The sequence below is a fragment of the Acinetobacter sp. LipI_19 genome, assembly GCF_058242925.1.
This window is the reverse complement of the sequence record NZ_JBZAYK010000001.1, coordinates 2879580-2896908: the sequence shown is the minus strand read 5'-3', so window position 1 is coordinate 2896908 and position 17329 is coordinate 2879580. Positions and strand designations below refer to the sequence as shown.

The following is a 17329-nucleotide window of genomic DNA, read 5'->3' as shown; positions in this document are numbered from 1 at the left end:
CACGTGGTCTAATATTTATTCACCATATTCAAGAGCATAATAAAATGGAAAGCTTAGAAGGAAAGGTGGTTTGGATTACAGGCGCATCTTCAGGGATTGGTAAAGCCTTGGCTGCTGAATGTGCTTTACAAGGTGCACAAGTGGTTTTAAGTGCAAGACGTTTAGAAGAACTTGAAAAAGTTCGTATAAGTCTTCTTAACCCAGATCATCATATTTCTGTGGCAATGGATATTACCGATGAAGCACAAGTACGCCATGCATATGAACAAGTCTTAGATGAGAAAGGGCGTATTGATTGGTTGATCAACAATGCGGGTTTAAGCCAAAGGGCGTTGATCGCAGATACCAGCATGCAAACTGAACGTGCGATTATGGAAATTGATTACTTCTCTCAAGTGTTTTTGACCAAATTGGTTTTACCAACCTTTTTAGCTCAAAAATCTGGGCGAATTGCGTATATTTCTAGCGTTGCGGGCTTATTGGGGACGCAATATCGGGCATCTTACTCTGCAGCAAAAGCAGCGATTCATATGTGGGCAAACAGTTTACGCGCAGAAGTGGCACAAGATGGTGTTAATGTTTCTGTTATTTTCCCTGGTTTTGTAAAAACCAATGTATCTTTCAATGCCTTAAATGGTGCAGGAAAAGCACAGGCGCATCAGGATGAGGCCATTGAAAATGGTTTAGAAGCTGATGATTTTGCGCAGAAAACGGTTTCTGCTTTATTAAAAGGTCAAGAATATATTGTCGTGGGTGGGCGTAAAGAGAAATTGGGTGTGTTGGTTTCTCGTCTATCACCATCGACACTTTATAAAATGATTCGCAAAATGAAAGTAAAGTGATTGAAAATTCATAAATTTTATGTGTATTGATGGCGTTTATACATTGTATAAGCGCTTTTTCTTAATATGTTCCGTCTCTATCTATAAGCACAAAATCCATGTTAAACCTAATGAAAATAATATTTAAAATCATCAGTCTACAATTCATATTGATCAGTGCGGTTTATGCAAATATTTGTGATGATACTCAAGTTGTCGCACAAATATTGAAGCAGGCTAAAATTGTAAAGGTTGAACAGTCTTTAATCGACTGTAAACTCGATCCGGTCGATAATTCAAATATGATCATGGCCTATGCCCAATGGATTCCTGTAAAAGGAAATGCAGAAGAAAGGGATTATGCTTTAGACTTATTTAAGTTTAATCCAAAAAATTTAAAGGTGATTTATCACTATGCTGTTGCTGAACGCATGGTTTCGGACGCAATTAGCTTAAATTCTATTGAGCTGGATACTGCAAATTATAAAGTCACTGATTCAAATAGAGCTTTGGGTCTAAGATTAAATTACTCAGGTCACTCACAGCCCTTTCCTTTTTCTATGCAACTTTTAAATTTATATGACCTTAAAAATAAAAAACAAATTCTGGACAGTTTGATTGTGACACGTAATCGGGCAGAAGTAGATATGCATTGTAATGCAGATATTGAAGAACGCGCTTCTACCTTAGTCATGCAGTCAACCCAAACCAAGAAATATACGGATATTTTGGTCAATAGCAAAATTAAACGCTACCAGACGCAAGTGATAAACGAGGATTGCCAAGAAGTTAATCATCACTCATCGCAACAACGGTTTGTTTTAAAATTTGATAGGAAAAAATATCAATTTCCTAAAAGTTTTAAAGATGAATATCAGTACCGATAGGCAGTACAGTACAAGAGTATCAATAAAATTAAGTCATTGCAGCGTAATGCTGATTATTCAACATCCATCTTCTCGTTAGCGAAAAAAATAGCAGTGAGCTAAAAGATGAATGCTTTTAGAATAACAGGATATTTGAAAGGGTAAAAATCGAATGCTTAATGTATTTTATTGAAGTAGTTTAATAATAATTCAGCATTTTTGCCTCTTAATTGCCATGACATACAGCGCACTCCACCCCCCATATGGCACACCTGTGCAGAGTGAATTGGGATGACTGTTCGTTTGGTTAGACGACGAATTTGCTGTAATGCCAGTGCATCTTGTTTAATACCAAATTGCGGAAAATAAATACGCTCAGGCGTAACCAGCATATTGGTATATAAACCACAAGCTGAACCAAATTTTTCATCATAGATCTCACTGCCATCATAAGGTGTGGTGATTTCATGAATTTTGATATTTGGAATACCGCGTTTTAAATCAATTTTTAACTGTTTGGCGTATTCGGGATCTTCAGGATAAGTATTAATCACTAACGTATTCTGATCTATAAAGCTCACCACGCCATCCGCATGTTCTAAGCCACCTTGTTCATCCGCTTCAATAAATGCAATATGTTTAGCACCTGTCAAACGGATCAGCTGTGCTCTTGCTTGGGTTTCGGTTAAATGATTGTCAGCTAAGAACTTGGTGCTTAACACAGCATTGCCATAGCCATCTTCAACCCAATTACCACCATCATTGAGCAGTTGGGTCTGGGTAAATTTTAAGCCAGCCTTTTGACTATAGGCTTTAAAGTCTGATTGAACATCATCAGAGATGGCTTGAGCCTTTTTGGTTCCACCTTGTCCTGCTGCGGTATAACGAAAAAGAACAGGTTGATTGGGATTGGCACTACTAAAATCACGCATCCAAATATCTTGCATAGGCGCAATAGTGACATGCTGTTTACCGAGTGCTTTAACATAATCAGGGTAAAGTTGTTGATCGGTTAAGATCATCACATTGTCACCATTTTGAATAATTTTCTTTGCATAATCGACGTGGAAATCAAAGATATCATCGATTTTTTCTGCATAGTACTTATCTTGACTTTGTGGCGAAGCCAATACAATCAATTCTGCATTTATTGTGAATGGAAGCATAGACAGTAATCCGATACTTATTTTAAGTGCTAAAGCTTTCATGATGTCTAACCTGTTCATGAAGTTAAGATTTTTTCATTTTTGTTATGGTTTAGATATTCCCAGATCTTTACATCACCAGAATACAAAACCAGACAGTCCAACAGCGATTATGTATTCTGATGAAAAAATCATGATGATTATTTAAAAAAGAGGAGTGAGATTAAGTTGCTGTTCCATAGGCAAAGACTTCAACCATTCCACCTTGCATACCGAGTTCAGTGGTACTTAAACGTAAGCCCATAATATGCGTTGCTCCAATATTTTCAGCTTCCTGTTTTAATCTAACAATTGCTTCGCGACGTGCGCGATCGACGACACTCTCATAGGTGGTTAAACGACCACCAAAGAAGTTCTGAATTTGCGCGATAATATATTTAAAATAATCATGTGAAATGACCACATTACTACTGATGAGTTGTCCATGCTTTTCAGAGACTTGGAACTTATTGGTATCAATCCGAATATGAGCAAGCCGTTGTTCATTGTCTGCCAATTCTTTTAAATGCTTTTGTTCGATAAAACGTCCAAACCCCCAGCCAATAAAAAACAGAACCAGTGTGAGCCCAATTTTAAAAATTAAACCATCCATCTGTTTCGCCTATTTTGAAAATGGATCAGGAAGTTGTGTCGTGGTCGGTTCAACAATGACTGCAGTACCATAGACAAAAAGTTCTGAAGCACCTTGCGCAATATTAGAGGTAGAAAAACGGATACCGACAATTGCATTGGCACCTAAACCACGTGCTTTTTCAATCATACGATTCATGGCTTCTTGACGTGATTCTTCTAATAATTCGGTATAGCCTTTGAGTTCACCACCGACAATATTTTTTAGACCAGCCATAAAGTCACGTCCGACATGTTTGCTGCGGACTGTGCTTCCATAAACGACATCAAGCTGTTGCTTTATTACATGGGCTGGAATAGTTTCTAAATTACTGAGTTTCATTTTAAATATTCATTGATGATGTCTTACTTTAAACATAGGAAATTATCCACTAAAAAGCAATAAAAAAAGCCCACCGAAGTGAGCTTAGATTATCAAATTGATATTAACTGACTTTTTTATCTTTTGAATGATATTTCAATTCAGATGAAGAGGCCGGTTGTGCAATTTGATCCGCAGTGTTGGCTTTTAAACCACCACCCAGTGTTTTATAGACTTCTACCTGATTGTTTAAGTTCGCTTGCTCTAATAGCAATAAACCTTGTTCAGCAGAGTAAGAGGTACGTTGTGCATCTAATACAGATAAGAAACTATCAATACCTGCACGGAAGCGAGCATTTGAAAGTTTATACGTTGTATTGGTCGCATCAACTAAACGTTTTTGAGCAGAAAGACGATCACCAATATTTTGGCGAGTCGCTAATGCATCATTAACTTCACGGAAAGCAGATTGAATTGATTTTTCATAGTCAGATAATGCAATTTGTTGATCTGTTTCTGAAATTTTAATATTTGCTCTACGTGTACCCCAATCCCATAAAGGAATATCAAGACTAGGGCCTAAAGACCAAACGAATGCACCTGATTTAAATAAATCACTTAAATCAGTAGATGCATAACCCGCAGAACCCGTCAAACTGATTGTTGGGAACAAGCGTGCTTTCGCAGCACCAATATTCGCGCCAGCAGCAGAAAGCTGATATTCAGCTGCTTTTACGTCTGGGCGATTGTTGAGCAAATCACTTGGTAATCCTGATGCAAACACAGCATTCGAGGTAATACGCGTCACACGTTGTGTAGGCAATAAATTGTCAGGAACTGATTGTCCAACAAGTAGATTCAATAAGTTCTGAGCTTGGGCAATTTGAGTCTTATAATTGGCAACATCATTACGTGCGGTTTCAACAGAAATTTGAGCCTGACGAACAGGAACTTCACTGTCGATCCCAACATCAAAACGTTTTTTGTTGAGGTTATAAGAATCAAGTTGAGCTTTTAATGTTTGGTCAGCAAGTTTAAGTTGCGCATTGGCAAATGAATAATTTAACCAAGCTTGAGCAACTTGACCAATTAAGCTGATTTGCGTTGCATCACGGGCACTCGCGGTCGATAAATAAGTATCAAGAGCATTGTCTTTTAAACTTTTTACACGGCCCCAGAAGTCTAACTCATAAGCAGTTACACCGAGACCAACATTATAACGTGTTTGAGCACCAACACCTTGATCTTGACGTAAAAGACCACCACTTGCACCAATCGTTGGTAACTGATTGTTTTCAGTGATTTGATAAGCTTGTTGAGCACGTTGAATGTTCAATGTTGCTGTACGTAAATCACGGTTATTGGCTAAAGCAAGATCAATTACTTGAAGTAAGCGTTGATCTGCAAAAAACTCTTTATAACCTTGTTCAGCAATAGATGTACCAGTGTTATTTTGAATATAACCTGTTGGTATGTTTGCTTGAGCTACGGGTTCTGGGCCACGCATGCTTTGACAAGCTGTCAAAGCAAGCGCAAGTGCAGATACCGCAATGCTACGACCTGAAATAGACCATACTTTCTGCATCACGATTTATGCTCCTGAATATTTTGATTTTTAGGTTTGTACTTAAAGATACTACGAATCCATACGAAGAACACAGGAATAAAGAAGATACCTAAAAGTGTTGAGCTAATTACACCACCCAATACACCATAACCAACTGAGTGTTGGCTACCGGCACCTGCACCGCTTGATAAAGCAAGTGGCAATACACCGAAACCGAACGCTAAAGTCGTCATGATAATTGGACGTAAACGCATTTTTGCAGCATGCAATGTCGCTTCAAACAATTCTTCGCCTTGTTCTTGCAACTCTTTTGCAAACTCTACAATCAAAATCGCATTTTTTGCAGACAAACCGATGACTGCAACGATCGCGACTTGGAAATAGATGTTAAATGATAAGTTAGGATCACCTTTGATGACCATTCCCAACCACGTTAAAGTAAATGCACCAATAACACCTAAAGGTACTACTAATAATACTGAAACAGGGATTGACCAACTTTCATATAAAGCTGAAAGGCAAAGGAATACAATAAGCAGAGAAAGAATCAAAAGCGGAACAGTTTGGCTACCAGATTCACGTTCCTCTAAAGATAGACCAGTCCACTCATAGTCGAAACCTGTTAAGCCCATAGATGGTAACTTACCAATAATTTCTTCCATAGCCATCATGGCATCTCCCGAACTTACGCCCGGTGCTGGTGTACCTTGAATGTTTGCAGAAGCTACACCGTTATAACGTTCTAAACGAGGTGAACCATAAGTCCATTGGCCTGTTGCAAATGCAGAGAATGGAACCATAGTGCCGCTATTATTACGTACATACCATTTGTTTAAGTCTTCAGGCATCATGCGAGCACTTGATTCGCCTTGAACATAGACTTTTTTCACACGACCACGGTCTACGAAGTCATTGATATAAGAACCACCCCAAGCCATGCTCATGGTCGAATTAATATCCGCAATACTAACCCCCATTGCACCCGCTTGCGCTTGGTCAACGTTGATTTGATATTGAGGTGTATCTTCTTGTCCATTTGGACGAACACCAGCAAGACGTTTGTCTTGTGCAGCCATGCCTAAAACAGCATTACGTGCAGCAACTAGCTTCTCGTGACCTTGACCACTTGCATCTTTTAACTGAATATCAAAACCTGATGAAACACCTAATTCTGGCATTGCTGGTAATTGCAATGGCATGATGTACGATGCATCTTTGACAATCATATTTAGTGCCATACCACGTTGAATAATGGCACCAATTTGTGATTCAGGTGTTGTACGTTCACTCCAGTCTTTCAGTTTCATAAATGCTAAACCAGCATTTTGCCCGACACCAGTAAATGAGAAGCCAGAAACTGTAAAGATAGTATCTACATTGGCTTTTTCCTCATTTAAGAAGTAATTGGTCATGGTGGTGATGACTTTATCTGTCCGTTCAAGGCTGGCGCTTGGTGGTAATTGAACAAGCGTCATAACCATGCCTTGATCTTCTTCTGGTAGGAAAGAAGAGGGGAGCATTTTATACAGTCCGACTAAAGCAACAATCACAGCAACGTAGATCACACCAGAGAAGATCTTATGATGGGTCATACGATTGACACCACCTTGATATTTCTCAGCTACTTTATCAAAGCTACGGTTAAACCAACGGAAGAAACGCGCAAAAATGTTATTGCTTGGTTCTTTATTTGGATCATGCTGTTTTAACAATGTCGCACAAAGAGCAGGGGTAAAGGTTAAAGCAACGATTAATGATAAAACCATCGCTGTAACCAGTGTGATCGAGAACTGACGGTAAATTACACCTGTAGTACCACCGAAGAATGCCATTGGCACAAATACAGCAGTCAATACACTGGTAATACCTACTAAAGCACCTGAAATTTGTTTCATCGACTTTTCAGTGGCTTCAACTGGACCCGTATGTTCTTCTTGCATCACACGTTCGACGTTCTCAACCACAACAATTGCATCATCGACCAAGAGACCAATCGCGAGCACCATGGCGAACATAGTTAAGGTGTTGATTGAGAAGCCAAAAATATTAATAACTGCAAATGTACCCAGTACAACCACAGGAACAGCCATTGTTGGGATAATCGTTGCACGCCAGTTCTGTAAGAATAAGAACATCACGAAGAATACAAGAACGATTGCCTCAATTAAGGTATGTACCACACTTTCAATTGAAAGCTTGATAAATGGTGTAGTGTCATAAGCAAGCTTATCTTTTAGACCATCTGGGTAGTTTTTACGTAGCTCAGTAAGACGTTTTTCTACAGCAGCCGCTGTATCAAGTGCATTTGCACCTGTTGCCAGTTTAATTGCTACACCGCCAGCAGGCTTACCATTAAATTTAGAATCAAATTGATAGTTATCTGAGCCTAGTTCTACACGAGCAACATCACTTAAACGAACCTGAGCACCAGAAGCAGTGTTTTTCAGGAAGATATTTTTAAATTGTTCAGGAGTTGTCAGCATGCTTTGTGCATTGACAGTCGCGTTAAGAACTTGACCTTGGATCGCTGGTGCACCACCCAATTGACCTACAGCTACTTGTGAGTTTTGCGCACGAATAGCAGCAGCAATGTCACTTGGTGTCACTTGCAAACTGGTCATTTTAGCTGGGTCTAGCCAAATACGCATTGCATATTGACCACCAAAGACTTGAATTTCACCTACACCTGCAACACGACTGAGTGGTTCAGAAATATTTGAGTTTACATAGTCTTTAATGTCAGCCCCAGAAAGACTGCCATCTGGCGAATAAAATGCAAGTACTTGCATGAAACTTGCGCCAGATTTGGTCACTTTTATCCCTTGACGTTGTACATCTTCGGGTAAAAGTGCGGTCGCTGACTGTAATTTGTTTTGTACTTGAACTTGTGCAATGTCTGGATCAATACCTTGTTCAAAATTCAAGTTGATTGATGCCTGACCATTACCCGCACTGTTCGATGAGATATAACGTAAACCATCTAGACCATTCATTTGTTGTTCAATGATCTGAGTTACTGTGTTCTCAACAGTTTGTGCCGAAGCTCCAGGATAAGTTGCAGCAATTGTCACCACAGGAGGGGCAATTGTTGGATATTGAGCAACAGGCATTTTTGTTAGCGTAAGAATACCCGCCAACATAATCACCAGTGCAATCACCCATGCAAAAATAGGGCGATGAATAAAAAATTGAGCCATATTCGTCTACCCCTTATGCATTTGAAGTAGCTTTTTGTTCACTAGACTTATTTTGTTGAACAGGTTGTGCTGCTGTACCTGGTTTAGCACCTGCTTGTGGTGCAGCCGCTTGAGGTTGATACGGTTTAGCAACAACTTCTTGTTCTGGTTTTACTTTGGCAATCCCATCTACAATCACTTTATCGCCTGTGTTTAGACCTTGAGTGACAATCCAATCTTTACCTTGAACACCTACAGTCGTTACAGGACGGCTTTCTACTACACCTTTTGCATTTACAATCATCGCGATCGCTTGACCGGTTGGTGTGCGTGTAATTGCAGCTTGTGGAACTAAGTAAGCATTTGGAATTAAGCCTTGTACGATTTGCGCATTGGCAAACATACCTGGCAATAATAAATGGTTAGGATTTGAGAAGACTGCACGTAAAGTCACAGAACCAGTACTTGGATCTACACTTGCATCAGAAAATGCAAGATTTCCTTCCACACCGTAGTAGCTACCATCCTCAAGTTTTAGACGAACTTTGGTATTGTTGCTACGATCAATACTACCTTGACTTAATTGTTGACGTAGACGTAATAGCTCAGCACTTGATTGGCTGATGTCTACATAAATTGGGTCAAGTTGCTGAATCGTGACCAGAGCATTGGCTTGGTTTGCAGTGACTAAAGCGCCAGCAGTGACTGAAGAACGACCAGATTGACCTGATATAGGCGAACGAACTGTCGAATAACCTAGGTCAATTTGCGCATTTTTAACAGCAGCGTTTGATGCTGAAATATCTGCTTCTGCAAGTTTGATTTGAGCAAGTAAATCATCATATTCTTGCTTAGAAACAGCATTGATGCCGACAAGTTGACGATAACGATTTGCTTTAACTTGCAATGCATTTAAATTTGCTTGCTGACGTACTAAAGCTGCTTTTGCACTGTCTAAGTTTGCACGATTGATGCTTGAGTCAATCTCATAAAGAGGTTGACCTTCACGAACAAAACTGCCTTCAGTAAACAAACGTTTTAAAATAACACCATTTGTTTGTGGGCGAACATCAGAGATTTGATACGCTGAAGTACGACCTGAAAGTTCAACAGTTTGTTCTACGCTTTGTGGCTGAGCAACAATGACACCAACTTCAGTCGGCGGCATTTTTTGGGCAGCACCACCAGCTTGTTGTGCTGATTTAGGATCTTTGCTGCAGCCTACAAGTGCAATACTTGTTGCGAGAGCACAAGCAGTAAGGGCAGGGGCCCAAAGCTTTGCCGACATCATTATTCCACCTCGTTTAGATTTTTATCTAAAAATAATTTGTTCTGTCTTAACGTTTCTCGTGACAGTATGAGCCATAAAATAGCAGCCCATATGACACCTATACCCCATCCAGTGAGTACATCAGTTGGGAAATGTGCACCTAGATAAACTCTAGATCCCCCCATGCTTAGAAACCATAAAAAGCCCCCTAAGCTAATCCATTTAGCTTGGCGATGCTTTTGAAATATAAACATAATCGAACAGCAGACAATAGCAGCATAAATACTGTGGGCACTAGGAAATGAAGCACCATAGGTTTGCACCATTTGGTAGATTTCATCAGGTCTTGGACGATTGACTAGATATTTAATAATCCAACCAATTGCCGAAGCACCAAGTAGACCAATGCTGATCATCAGTACATTCGCATATTGTTTGAGGCGTATGAAATATAAATTGCATAGCCCTGCGATCACAATCATTGACGGTAAGCCGCCCAGATAGGATAGGGTAAGTGCTAAACCATTTAAGACCTCTAAACGGTGTGTACTCATCCATACAACGCTTGAAAAATCAAATTGTTGTATCTGGTTAATGTTTAAACCAACACTCCCAATAAGTAAACCTATACAGCCAATAAGGAGCAATACATAAGGCATAAGATAACCTAGAGTATATAAATTGCGTACGTTAAGTTTATTTAATGCACTGAAGTGTACTAGCCAGTACACTTTTTTTCAAGTGAGTAAATTTAGGTAATTTATACTAATTTCTTTTTGTGAAATATTTAACAATTTGCACAAAAATTAACAAAAAGCTTAGTGATTTAGTTTGTTTTGTGAGTTTGCCTCATCTTCCAGTTGTAACGGTTGCTTTGGGGGCCAAAAGAAATCTAAAGGACGGGTAGAAAAATGGGTAAATATAAGTTTTGCCAATGGTTTCCATTGCGAAAAACGAACTTGTCTTGCTCGAAGTGCCACAATAATGGTGAGGGTGAAACTGACAAATAAGTTGGTTAAACCAATACACAACACGCCAAGGAAAGACACAATAATGAGACCAATATCAGGTGAGCCATTGATGGTCATTAAGCCTTGAATAAAGTTGGCAGCAGCAAAAGCAATATGACGGATATCTAATGGTAAGCCTAAAATAAACCCAATTGTTCCCATACTTCCAAGCATAATACCAAAGATAAAATTACCTGCTAAAGCACCCAAGTTTCTTTCTATATAGTCTGCAAATTTTTCCAACCTTGCTTGTCCCATTATTTTTTTCAATTTCATATGGGCTTTTAAACGAGGACCGACTTTTCGATAGACTGACATATTGTCAAAATATCCAGCGATTAATCCCGATAAAAATAAACAAACACCAGCGATTGCTGCATGTGGTATTGCTAGTGAGGTAAATGGATTTAGACTGGCGAGTAAGGTTGTCGCTTTCGCATGGGTTAAAAGTGGTTCATGCATCGAAAGTTGCCATAGATACGTTATTAAAGCTGCAGTTGGAATTGCAATCGAAATATTTCCCAGAATTGCAATAAACTGCGTCCGAATAATATTAATAATCAGTCCTGCAAGTTCAGCAATTTGTGCTGTTTTTGAACCTTTTTGGTGCTGAACTGTTGATGCTAGTGCGGCTGCAGTCATTGCTGGTTGCTTTGTTGCTACAGTAAAGTGCAAAACATGAATCAGTATAAAACCCAATGAATAATTCATGCTGTAAAGAAAAGCATGCATAAATGGTGCAAGAACTAAACGTGCTGTCAGTATTTTAAGTGTTGCCATGGTGGCAATAATCGCACCTGCACCTGCAGCTGCTTTATACATGCCAAAGAAACCTTTCTTATCGGTACTGACATAATGTTCGCCCGTCTTACTTGCATTTTCAGTGACTTGTAGTGCAATCAATTCACTATTAGTTTTGAGTAAATCACGTACACTGGTTTCACTATAGTGTGCATTGACTAAATCGGTGAGTAATTCGCCACAGAGTTGATAACGAATTTGATCATCTTCTACAAGTAAGTTGAGAAGCAGTTCAATTCGATCAATACATTGTTCTAGTAGCGATAATAAATAAGTCAAACTTAAGCTAACACCAATCCGTTTAATTGCTCGACGGATTTTTAATACCACATCGCGGCATTGTTCAATCATAACCAAAGCTTGATCTGCATCTGGAGCTATACCAATAGCAAGCTCATCTTCATCTTGATGCTGCTTCTTATACGCTTCTATAAATTCAACTATTTCACGATTTTGAACTAAAAAAGGAGATTCATATTCCTGAAGTTCTGGGTAAGCATTGATAAATTCAGGATACAGACCAATACCACTGATTCGATAAGAAAGTACTGTGATGGCTTTAACAATGTCGCGTTTAATTCCCAATTTATCGTTTTTATAACGATGACCTTGATTCAATAAGCGGAATAGTTGTTCCCATTTCTTTTCACTTATATTTTCCAGCCAATACTTATCGCTACGTTGATGAAACACTTTGCCGACCAAATCTTTGAGATCAGATTCGTCTTTTAATAAAGGTAGAAAATGTGCGCCGATACGTTGTCCAAGCTGATTCCAGAAACCGTCTAAGGATAAAATCCCACTATCTGCATATAATCCTGCTTGTTTATAGTGGTTAACCAGTTTTAGTAAGTAACCTTGAAACGCAGATGATGCATTTGGTGTGATTAAGAGTGCTTGAAGTAACTCCTCAAATTTATTTTGACTTTCTTCTAAATTGTGGCTGTCAGTAGGTCTGATACGATTGATTAATTCAATTAATATATCAGGATTGGGAACAACTTTTATGCTATCAAGTTGTTCCTGCATAAGGAGGAAAAGATCATTAAATTGTATATGCATAAGCCTTGTTAAATTTTATTGAATTCGATGTAAGGCAAGTTGCGCTAAATTATACAATGCCTGGCGATACTCAGATTCAGGTAAATGATTTAAAGCCTGAATCGCAGCATGAGTTTCTTCTGTTGCACGGCGACTACAGTAATCTAAAGCACCTGAGGTCTGAACAATTTGAATCACCCGATACAAATCGCTTGTTCCTCCAGTTGCAATACTTTTACGGATAATCTCGTGCTCTTCACCTTGGGTATTTGCTAAGGCTGAGATTAAAGGTAAAGTGGGTTTACCTTCCATTAAATCATCACCAATATTTTTACCTAATGTTTCAGCATCAGAAGTGTAATCTAAAATATCGTCAATAATTTGGAAGGCATTGCCAAAATGGCCAGCAAATAAGCGTAAAGATTCACGATATTCAGGTTTCCCAGCAAGGATTGCAGCACCTTCAGTTGCAAGTTCAAATAAACGAGATGTTTTACCGTGAATAATATCTAAATATGTTTGTTCAGTTGTTTCAGGTTGATGTTGGGCTTGGAGTTGTAACACTTCGCCTTCAGCGATTTCACAAGTGCCAGTTGAAAAGTCTTTTAACAAAATCATATTGTCTAGATCGACAAGAAGATCGAAAGCCCGAGAAATAAGAAAATCCCCAACCAATACCGCAGTTTGGTTGTTCCAAGTCGCGTTAGCAGTTGGACGACCACGACGTAAACCAGATTCATCGACCACATCATCATGCACTAGTGTTGCAGTGTGTAACATTTCTATGATGGCTGCCAGTTTACGATAAGGCTCCATCTGTAGGTCTGTTGCACCACATGCTTTTGCTGCAAGTAGGCACATAATTGGACGCATCCGTTTACCACCAGCTTCAACAACATGTTTACTGACCGCCATTACTAAAGCAACTTTTGAGGTAATCCCTTCATTAATAAACTTGTCCATTGCAGCAAAGTCGGTTGCAACTGGAGCGAGAATATCTTGCTTAAAGTCGATGGTCATCGGGTGGGAGCCTCATGCAAATGCGTTATAAGTTGCTAGTGTAACAATTAACATGTCTCAATGTTGCTTTTGAAAGCAGACATCGTGCCTGAATCTTAATGATTTGTTCCTCCTTTGTCCAAAGATGAATAAAGCATTTAACATTCAATAGATCATTCTTTTGAGCTACATAGTAGCGGATTTGTTTTAAAAATCTATTTCAATTTTAGCTGGATCTTAAAAAAAAATTCATATTATCAAAGGGAGAATCTTAAAAAAATGAATATATGCAGATTATTTTCTATACAATGCTAATATTTGCTGGAAATGACTTGTTGTTTAATTCATTATCACTTAAAATCTTTGCCCTTGAATAACCCCCAGTGGCGTTCGTCTTAAGATCGGTATATTCCTTTATCGGCACGACGACACGGGTCAGTTGGAGTACGTTATGTACGCAGTAATCCAAAGCGGTGGTAAACAGCACCGTGTTGTTGAGGGTGAAACCCTTAAAGTAGAATTGTTGAAAGCTGAAACTGGCGCGACTATTACATTTGATGATGTATTAATGGTTGTGAATGGCGAAAGTATTCAAATCGGTGCTCCAGTTGTAGCTGGCGCAAAAGTAACTGCAGAAGTGGTTGGTCACGGTCGTCATGACAAAATTCGTATTGTTAAAATGCGTCGTCGTAAGCACTACCGTAAACAACAAGGTCACCGTCAATGGTTTACCGAGTTGAAAATTACTACGATCGCAGGTTAATCACTAGGAGTATATAGACATGGCAACTAAAAAAGCCGGTGGTTCGACCAAAAACGGTCGTGATTCGAATCCTAAAATGTTAGGTGTTAAAATGTACGGTGGTCAAGCTGTGACTGCTGGTAACATTATCGTTCGTCAACGTGGTACAGAATTCCACGCGGGTACAAATGTTGGTATGGGTCGTGACCATACTTTATTTGCTACTGCTGACGGCGTAATCAAATTTGAAGTGAAAGGTCAATTTGGCCGTCGCTATGTATCTGTTGAAGCGTAAGTTTTAATAGTGCAAAAAAGCCCGCTTTATTGCGGGTTTTTTTATCAGTTTTTTTAGCATTAAAGAAAAAACCATCTTCATCATGATGAATAATTTTCAACATATTGCACCAATAACAATACAAAACTTCTTATTTTCTCAATTATTACTGACTCAATTTGGTTTAAGATAAGCAATCTAATAAATTACATTCTGTGCCAAATATTATCTGAATATTTTAATTGAGGTGCAGACATAGAAAAGGTGGACATATGAATATGCTTCGTAAAACGATGGGTGCAGTGGCTATAAGTGCAGCGCTGTTTGCACCTGTAATGAGCACAACAGTTTTTGCAGCAACTGCTGCTTCGGAGCAACAAGCAACCGCAAATCTGGTTAAACAACTCAGTGGTGTAAAAAGCTTTACTGCAAATTTTGAGCAAACCACAAAAGCGACTCAAACAGGTAAAGTTGCACAGAAAAAGGGTTTAACCGCTCAACATATGAATCAAACTTTTAAAGGTACAATGAAGGTTGAGCGCCCTGGTAAATTCTATTGGGAAACCACGACACCCGCGAAACAGACTATTGTGACTGCAGGTCGTACAGTGTGGATTTATGATCCTGACTTACAGCAGGCTGTACGCCAAAGTTTAGATGAGCAGGTTGCTAATACACCGGCATTACTACTCAGTGGTAATACCGAGCAAATTCAAAAGGCTTATCGTATTACTCAGCCAAATGCAGGTAAAACTTACTATACCTTGTATCCAAAACAAAAAGATGGTGCTTTCCAAAGCTTGACGATTAGTTTTGGGGCGAAAAATGCACCGACTTTAATGATCTTGCAAGATTCTTTAGGTCAAACAACCACTGTGCGTTTTAACAATGTACAGGTCAATGCGGCTATCCCAGCATCTACCTTTAATTTTGTGCCACCTAAAGGTACAGATATCATAGATCAATAAACGATTTTAAATGAATAGAAGAGCAACCATAAGGTTGCTTTTTTTATGCCAATTAAACAGAACAAAGCAATAGACTCGGTCATGTTAATCAGGCGAATGATAAATAGCGACGAGCAAATAAAGTGGCTTTCAATATAAGATTATTCTATGCTCAAACAAGGGTTTGAATATAAAAATAGAGATTCTGTATGTATCGCAAAACACAATTGAAACTCAAACATTACCCAAGGATAACTGCGCAAAAATCATTTTTTAATGTTTTGAGACAAAAGTTAATCTGCGTGATTGGGCGATTTTTAAGGCGACATCGTCGTGATAAGGAAGTTAATCTATATCACAAAAAGCTTTACCAACCAGTTGAAGAAATCATCACAACTCACTTAAAAATATCAGGAATTATCCCAGATCATTTAAATGGCTTATTGTTAAGAATTGGTTCAAATCCGATTGAGATAGAAAAGCCTTCATTATTTGAGTGGTATCTTGGTCATGGAATGATTCATGCACTCAAATTACAAGCAGGTAAAGCAATCTGCTTTAAAAGCAGTATGCTGGCCACAGATACTGTACAGAAATATAAACAACGTCCCTCAATAGGTGGTTTTCGCCGTGGCGCACATGATGTTGTGAATACCAACATTTTTAAACATGCAGGAAAGCTTTGGGCAGTGATTGAAGCTGGCGCGTTTCCGATCTGCTTAGATGATGAGTTAAATGCAGAACGTTATCAGTTGTTTAATAGTGATGCTGATTTACCGTTTACGGCACATCCTCGTAAAGATATCAAAACAGGGCACCTACATGCGATTAGTTATGATGCCTTAGATCGTAAAAATGCCTATTACCAAGTGATTGATCAGCATGGCGATTTGATTCATGTGACGCAAATTTTATTACAACATGGTCCCATGATTCATGATTGTCTCATTACACAACATGAAGTTTTGGTTTTTGATTTTCCACTTACTTTTTCTATGGCTCGATTATTACGTGGCGCAAGTGTTCCGTATCAATGGAATAAACAACATCCAGCGCGTATCGGAATATTGCCTAAATATGGAAATGCTGAAAAGATTCAGTGGATTGAGCTTGAGCCATGTTTTGTTTTTCATGCGGCAAATGCTTTTCGTGATCATGAAAATAGAATTATTTTAGATGTTTTAGTACATCAGGACGATTTTGAACATTCTCAACACGCAGCTTATGAATTGCAACATGCACAATTAGAGCGTTGGAGCATTGATCTAAACTCACAGACATTAGATAGATCTGTACTCGACTCTCGGATTCAAGAATTTCCGAAAATTGATGCGCGTTTTACTGGGATTCCATATCGTTATTTATATACTTTGGGTTTTGCTGGAACTGCATTGTTCAATTGTTTATATATTCATGATTTAGAAATGCAAACATCGGTGAGTTATGATTTTGGTATACAGTGGGCAATGGGTGAAGTCACTTTTGTGGCTGAGCATGAGCACAGTGCAGAAGGGCATGGTTATTTGATGGCCTATTTACATCATGTGGACGGAGAAGCAGCCAAAGCTGTTATTTTAAAAGTAAATGGATTGGAAATTCAGCCACAAGCTGAAATTGATTTGGGGGTACATGTGCCACTGGGGTTTCATTGTAATTGGGTGGATTTAGCTTAAGGTTTG

15 protein-coding genes are annotated in these 17329 nt (G+C 38.8%); 6 read left to right on the top strand and 9 right to left on the bottom strand.

Annotation, left to right across the window (positions count from 1 at the left end):
* The first annotated feature begins 44 nt into the window (after positions 1-44).
* Together AC4CVF_RS14105 and AC4CVF_RS14100 are read left to right on the top strand one after the other, a co-directional pair.
* Positions 45-842: an SDR family NAD(P)-dependent oxidoreductase gene (locus AC4CVF_RS14105; RefSeq protein WP_151801273.1), complete on the top strand. Its 798-nt coding sequence runs from the start codon at positions 45-47 to the stop codon at positions 840-842.
* A gap of 98 nt (positions 843-940) precedes the next feature.
* Positions 941-1708 (top strand): PA3715 family protein, encoded by a 768-nt coding sequence (locus AC4CVF_RS14100; RefSeq protein ID WP_419819547.1) that lies wholly within the window; start codon positions 941-943, stop codon positions 1706-1708.
* Positions 1709-1863: 155 nt separating this feature from the next.
* Here AC4CVF_RS14100 and AC4CVF_RS14095 read toward each other — a convergent pair whose 3' ends face one another.
* From AC4CVF_RS14095 to sdsA, 9 genes are all read right to left on the bottom strand, one after another.
* Positions 1864-2895, bottom strand: coding sequence for an agmatine deiminase family protein (locus tag AC4CVF_RS14095; RefSeq protein ID WP_419327607.1), 1032 nt, complete (start codon positions 2893-2895; stop codon positions 1864-1866).
* Between the two features lie 160 nt (positions 2896-3055).
* Positions 3056-3484 carry a YbjQ family protein gene (locus tag AC4CVF_RS14090; RefSeq protein WP_056514420.1) on the bottom strand — a complete coding sequence of 143 codons (429 nt, stop codon included), beginning with the start codon at positions 3482-3484 and terminating at the stop codon, positions 3056-3058.
* A gap of 9 nt (positions 3485-3493) precedes the next feature.
* Complete coding sequence (locus tag AC4CVF_RS14085; protein WP_336952796.1) at positions 3494-3844, bottom strand: YbjQ family protein; 351 nt, start codon at positions 3842-3844, stop codon at positions 3494-3496.
* Positions 3845-3947: 103 nt separating this feature from the next.
* A complete protein-coding gene (adeK, locus tag AC4CVF_RS14080) occupies positions 3948-5408 on the bottom strand; it encodes a multidrug efflux RND transporter AdeIJK outer membrane channel subunit AdeK (protein WP_336952986.1) in 1461 nt (486 codons plus the stop codon).
* Positions 5408-8587, bottom strand: a complete 3180-nt coding sequence (adeJ, locus tag AC4CVF_RS14075; RefSeq protein ID WP_336952795.1) for a multidrug efflux RND transporter permease subunit AdeJ — start codon at positions 8585-8587, stop codon at positions 5408-5410. Before adeJ ends, adeK begins: the two co-directional genes overlap by 1 nt.
* A gap of 13 nt (positions 8588-8600) precedes the next feature.
* Entirely contained in the window at positions 8601-9857 is a 1257-nt protein-coding gene (locus AC4CVF_RS14070; protein WP_336952794.1) for an efflux RND transporter periplasmic adaptor subunit, read from the bottom strand.
* The gene (locus AC4CVF_RS14065; RefSeq protein WP_336952793.1) at positions 9857-10495 is read right to left on the bottom strand and encodes a phosphatase PAP2 family protein; all 639 of its coding nucleotides are present in this window, start codon (positions 10493-10495) and stop codon (positions 9857-9859) included. The genes AC4CVF_RS14070 and AC4CVF_RS14065 overlap by 1 nt, the downstream gene beginning before the upstream one ends.
* A 159-nt stretch (positions 10496-10654) precedes the next feature.
* The gene (locus tag AC4CVF_RS14060; RefSeq protein WP_336952792.1) at positions 10655-12709 is read right to left on the bottom strand and encodes a site-specific recombinase; all 2055 of its coding nucleotides are present in this window, start codon (positions 12707-12709) and stop codon (positions 10655-10657) included.
* Positions 12710-12724: 15 nt separating this feature from the next.
* A complete protein-coding gene (gene sdsA / locus AC4CVF_RS14055; protein ID WP_490789620.1) occupies positions 12725-13708 on the bottom strand; it encodes an All-trans-nonaprenyl-diphosphate synthase in 984 nt (327 codons plus the stop codon).
* Positions 13709-14138: 430 nt separating this feature from the next.
* Here sdsA and rplU point away from each other — a divergent pair, with 430 nt between their 5' ends.
* The 4 genes from rplU (at position 14139) to AC4CVF_RS14035 (ending at position 17323) form a co-directional block, all read left to right on the top strand.
* The gene (rplU, locus tag AC4CVF_RS14050; RefSeq protein WP_004722561.1) at positions 14139-14450 is read left to right on the top strand and encodes a 50S ribosomal protein L21; all 312 of its coding nucleotides are present in this window, start codon (positions 14139-14141) and stop codon (positions 14448-14450) included.
* Positions 14451-14469: 19 nt separating this feature from the next.
* Positions 14470-14724 (top strand): 50S ribosomal protein L27, encoded by a 255-nt coding sequence (rpmA, locus tag AC4CVF_RS14045; RefSeq protein WP_004722560.1) that lies wholly within the window; start codon positions 14470-14472, stop codon positions 14722-14724.
* 251 nt (positions 14725-14975) lie between these two features.
* Positions 14976-15671, top strand: coding sequence for an outer membrane lipoprotein periplasmic chaperone LolA (gene lolA, locus AC4CVF_RS14040; protein WP_004722558.1), 696 nt, complete (start codon positions 14976-14978; stop codon positions 15669-15671).
* Positions 15672-15859: 188 nt separating this feature from the next.
* The gene (locus AC4CVF_RS14035; protein WP_490789619.1) at positions 15860-17323 is read left to right on the top strand and encodes a carotenoid oxygenase family protein; all 1464 of its coding nucleotides are present in this window, start codon (positions 15860-15862) and stop codon (positions 17321-17323) included.
* Positions 17324-17329 lie beyond the last annotated feature (6 nt).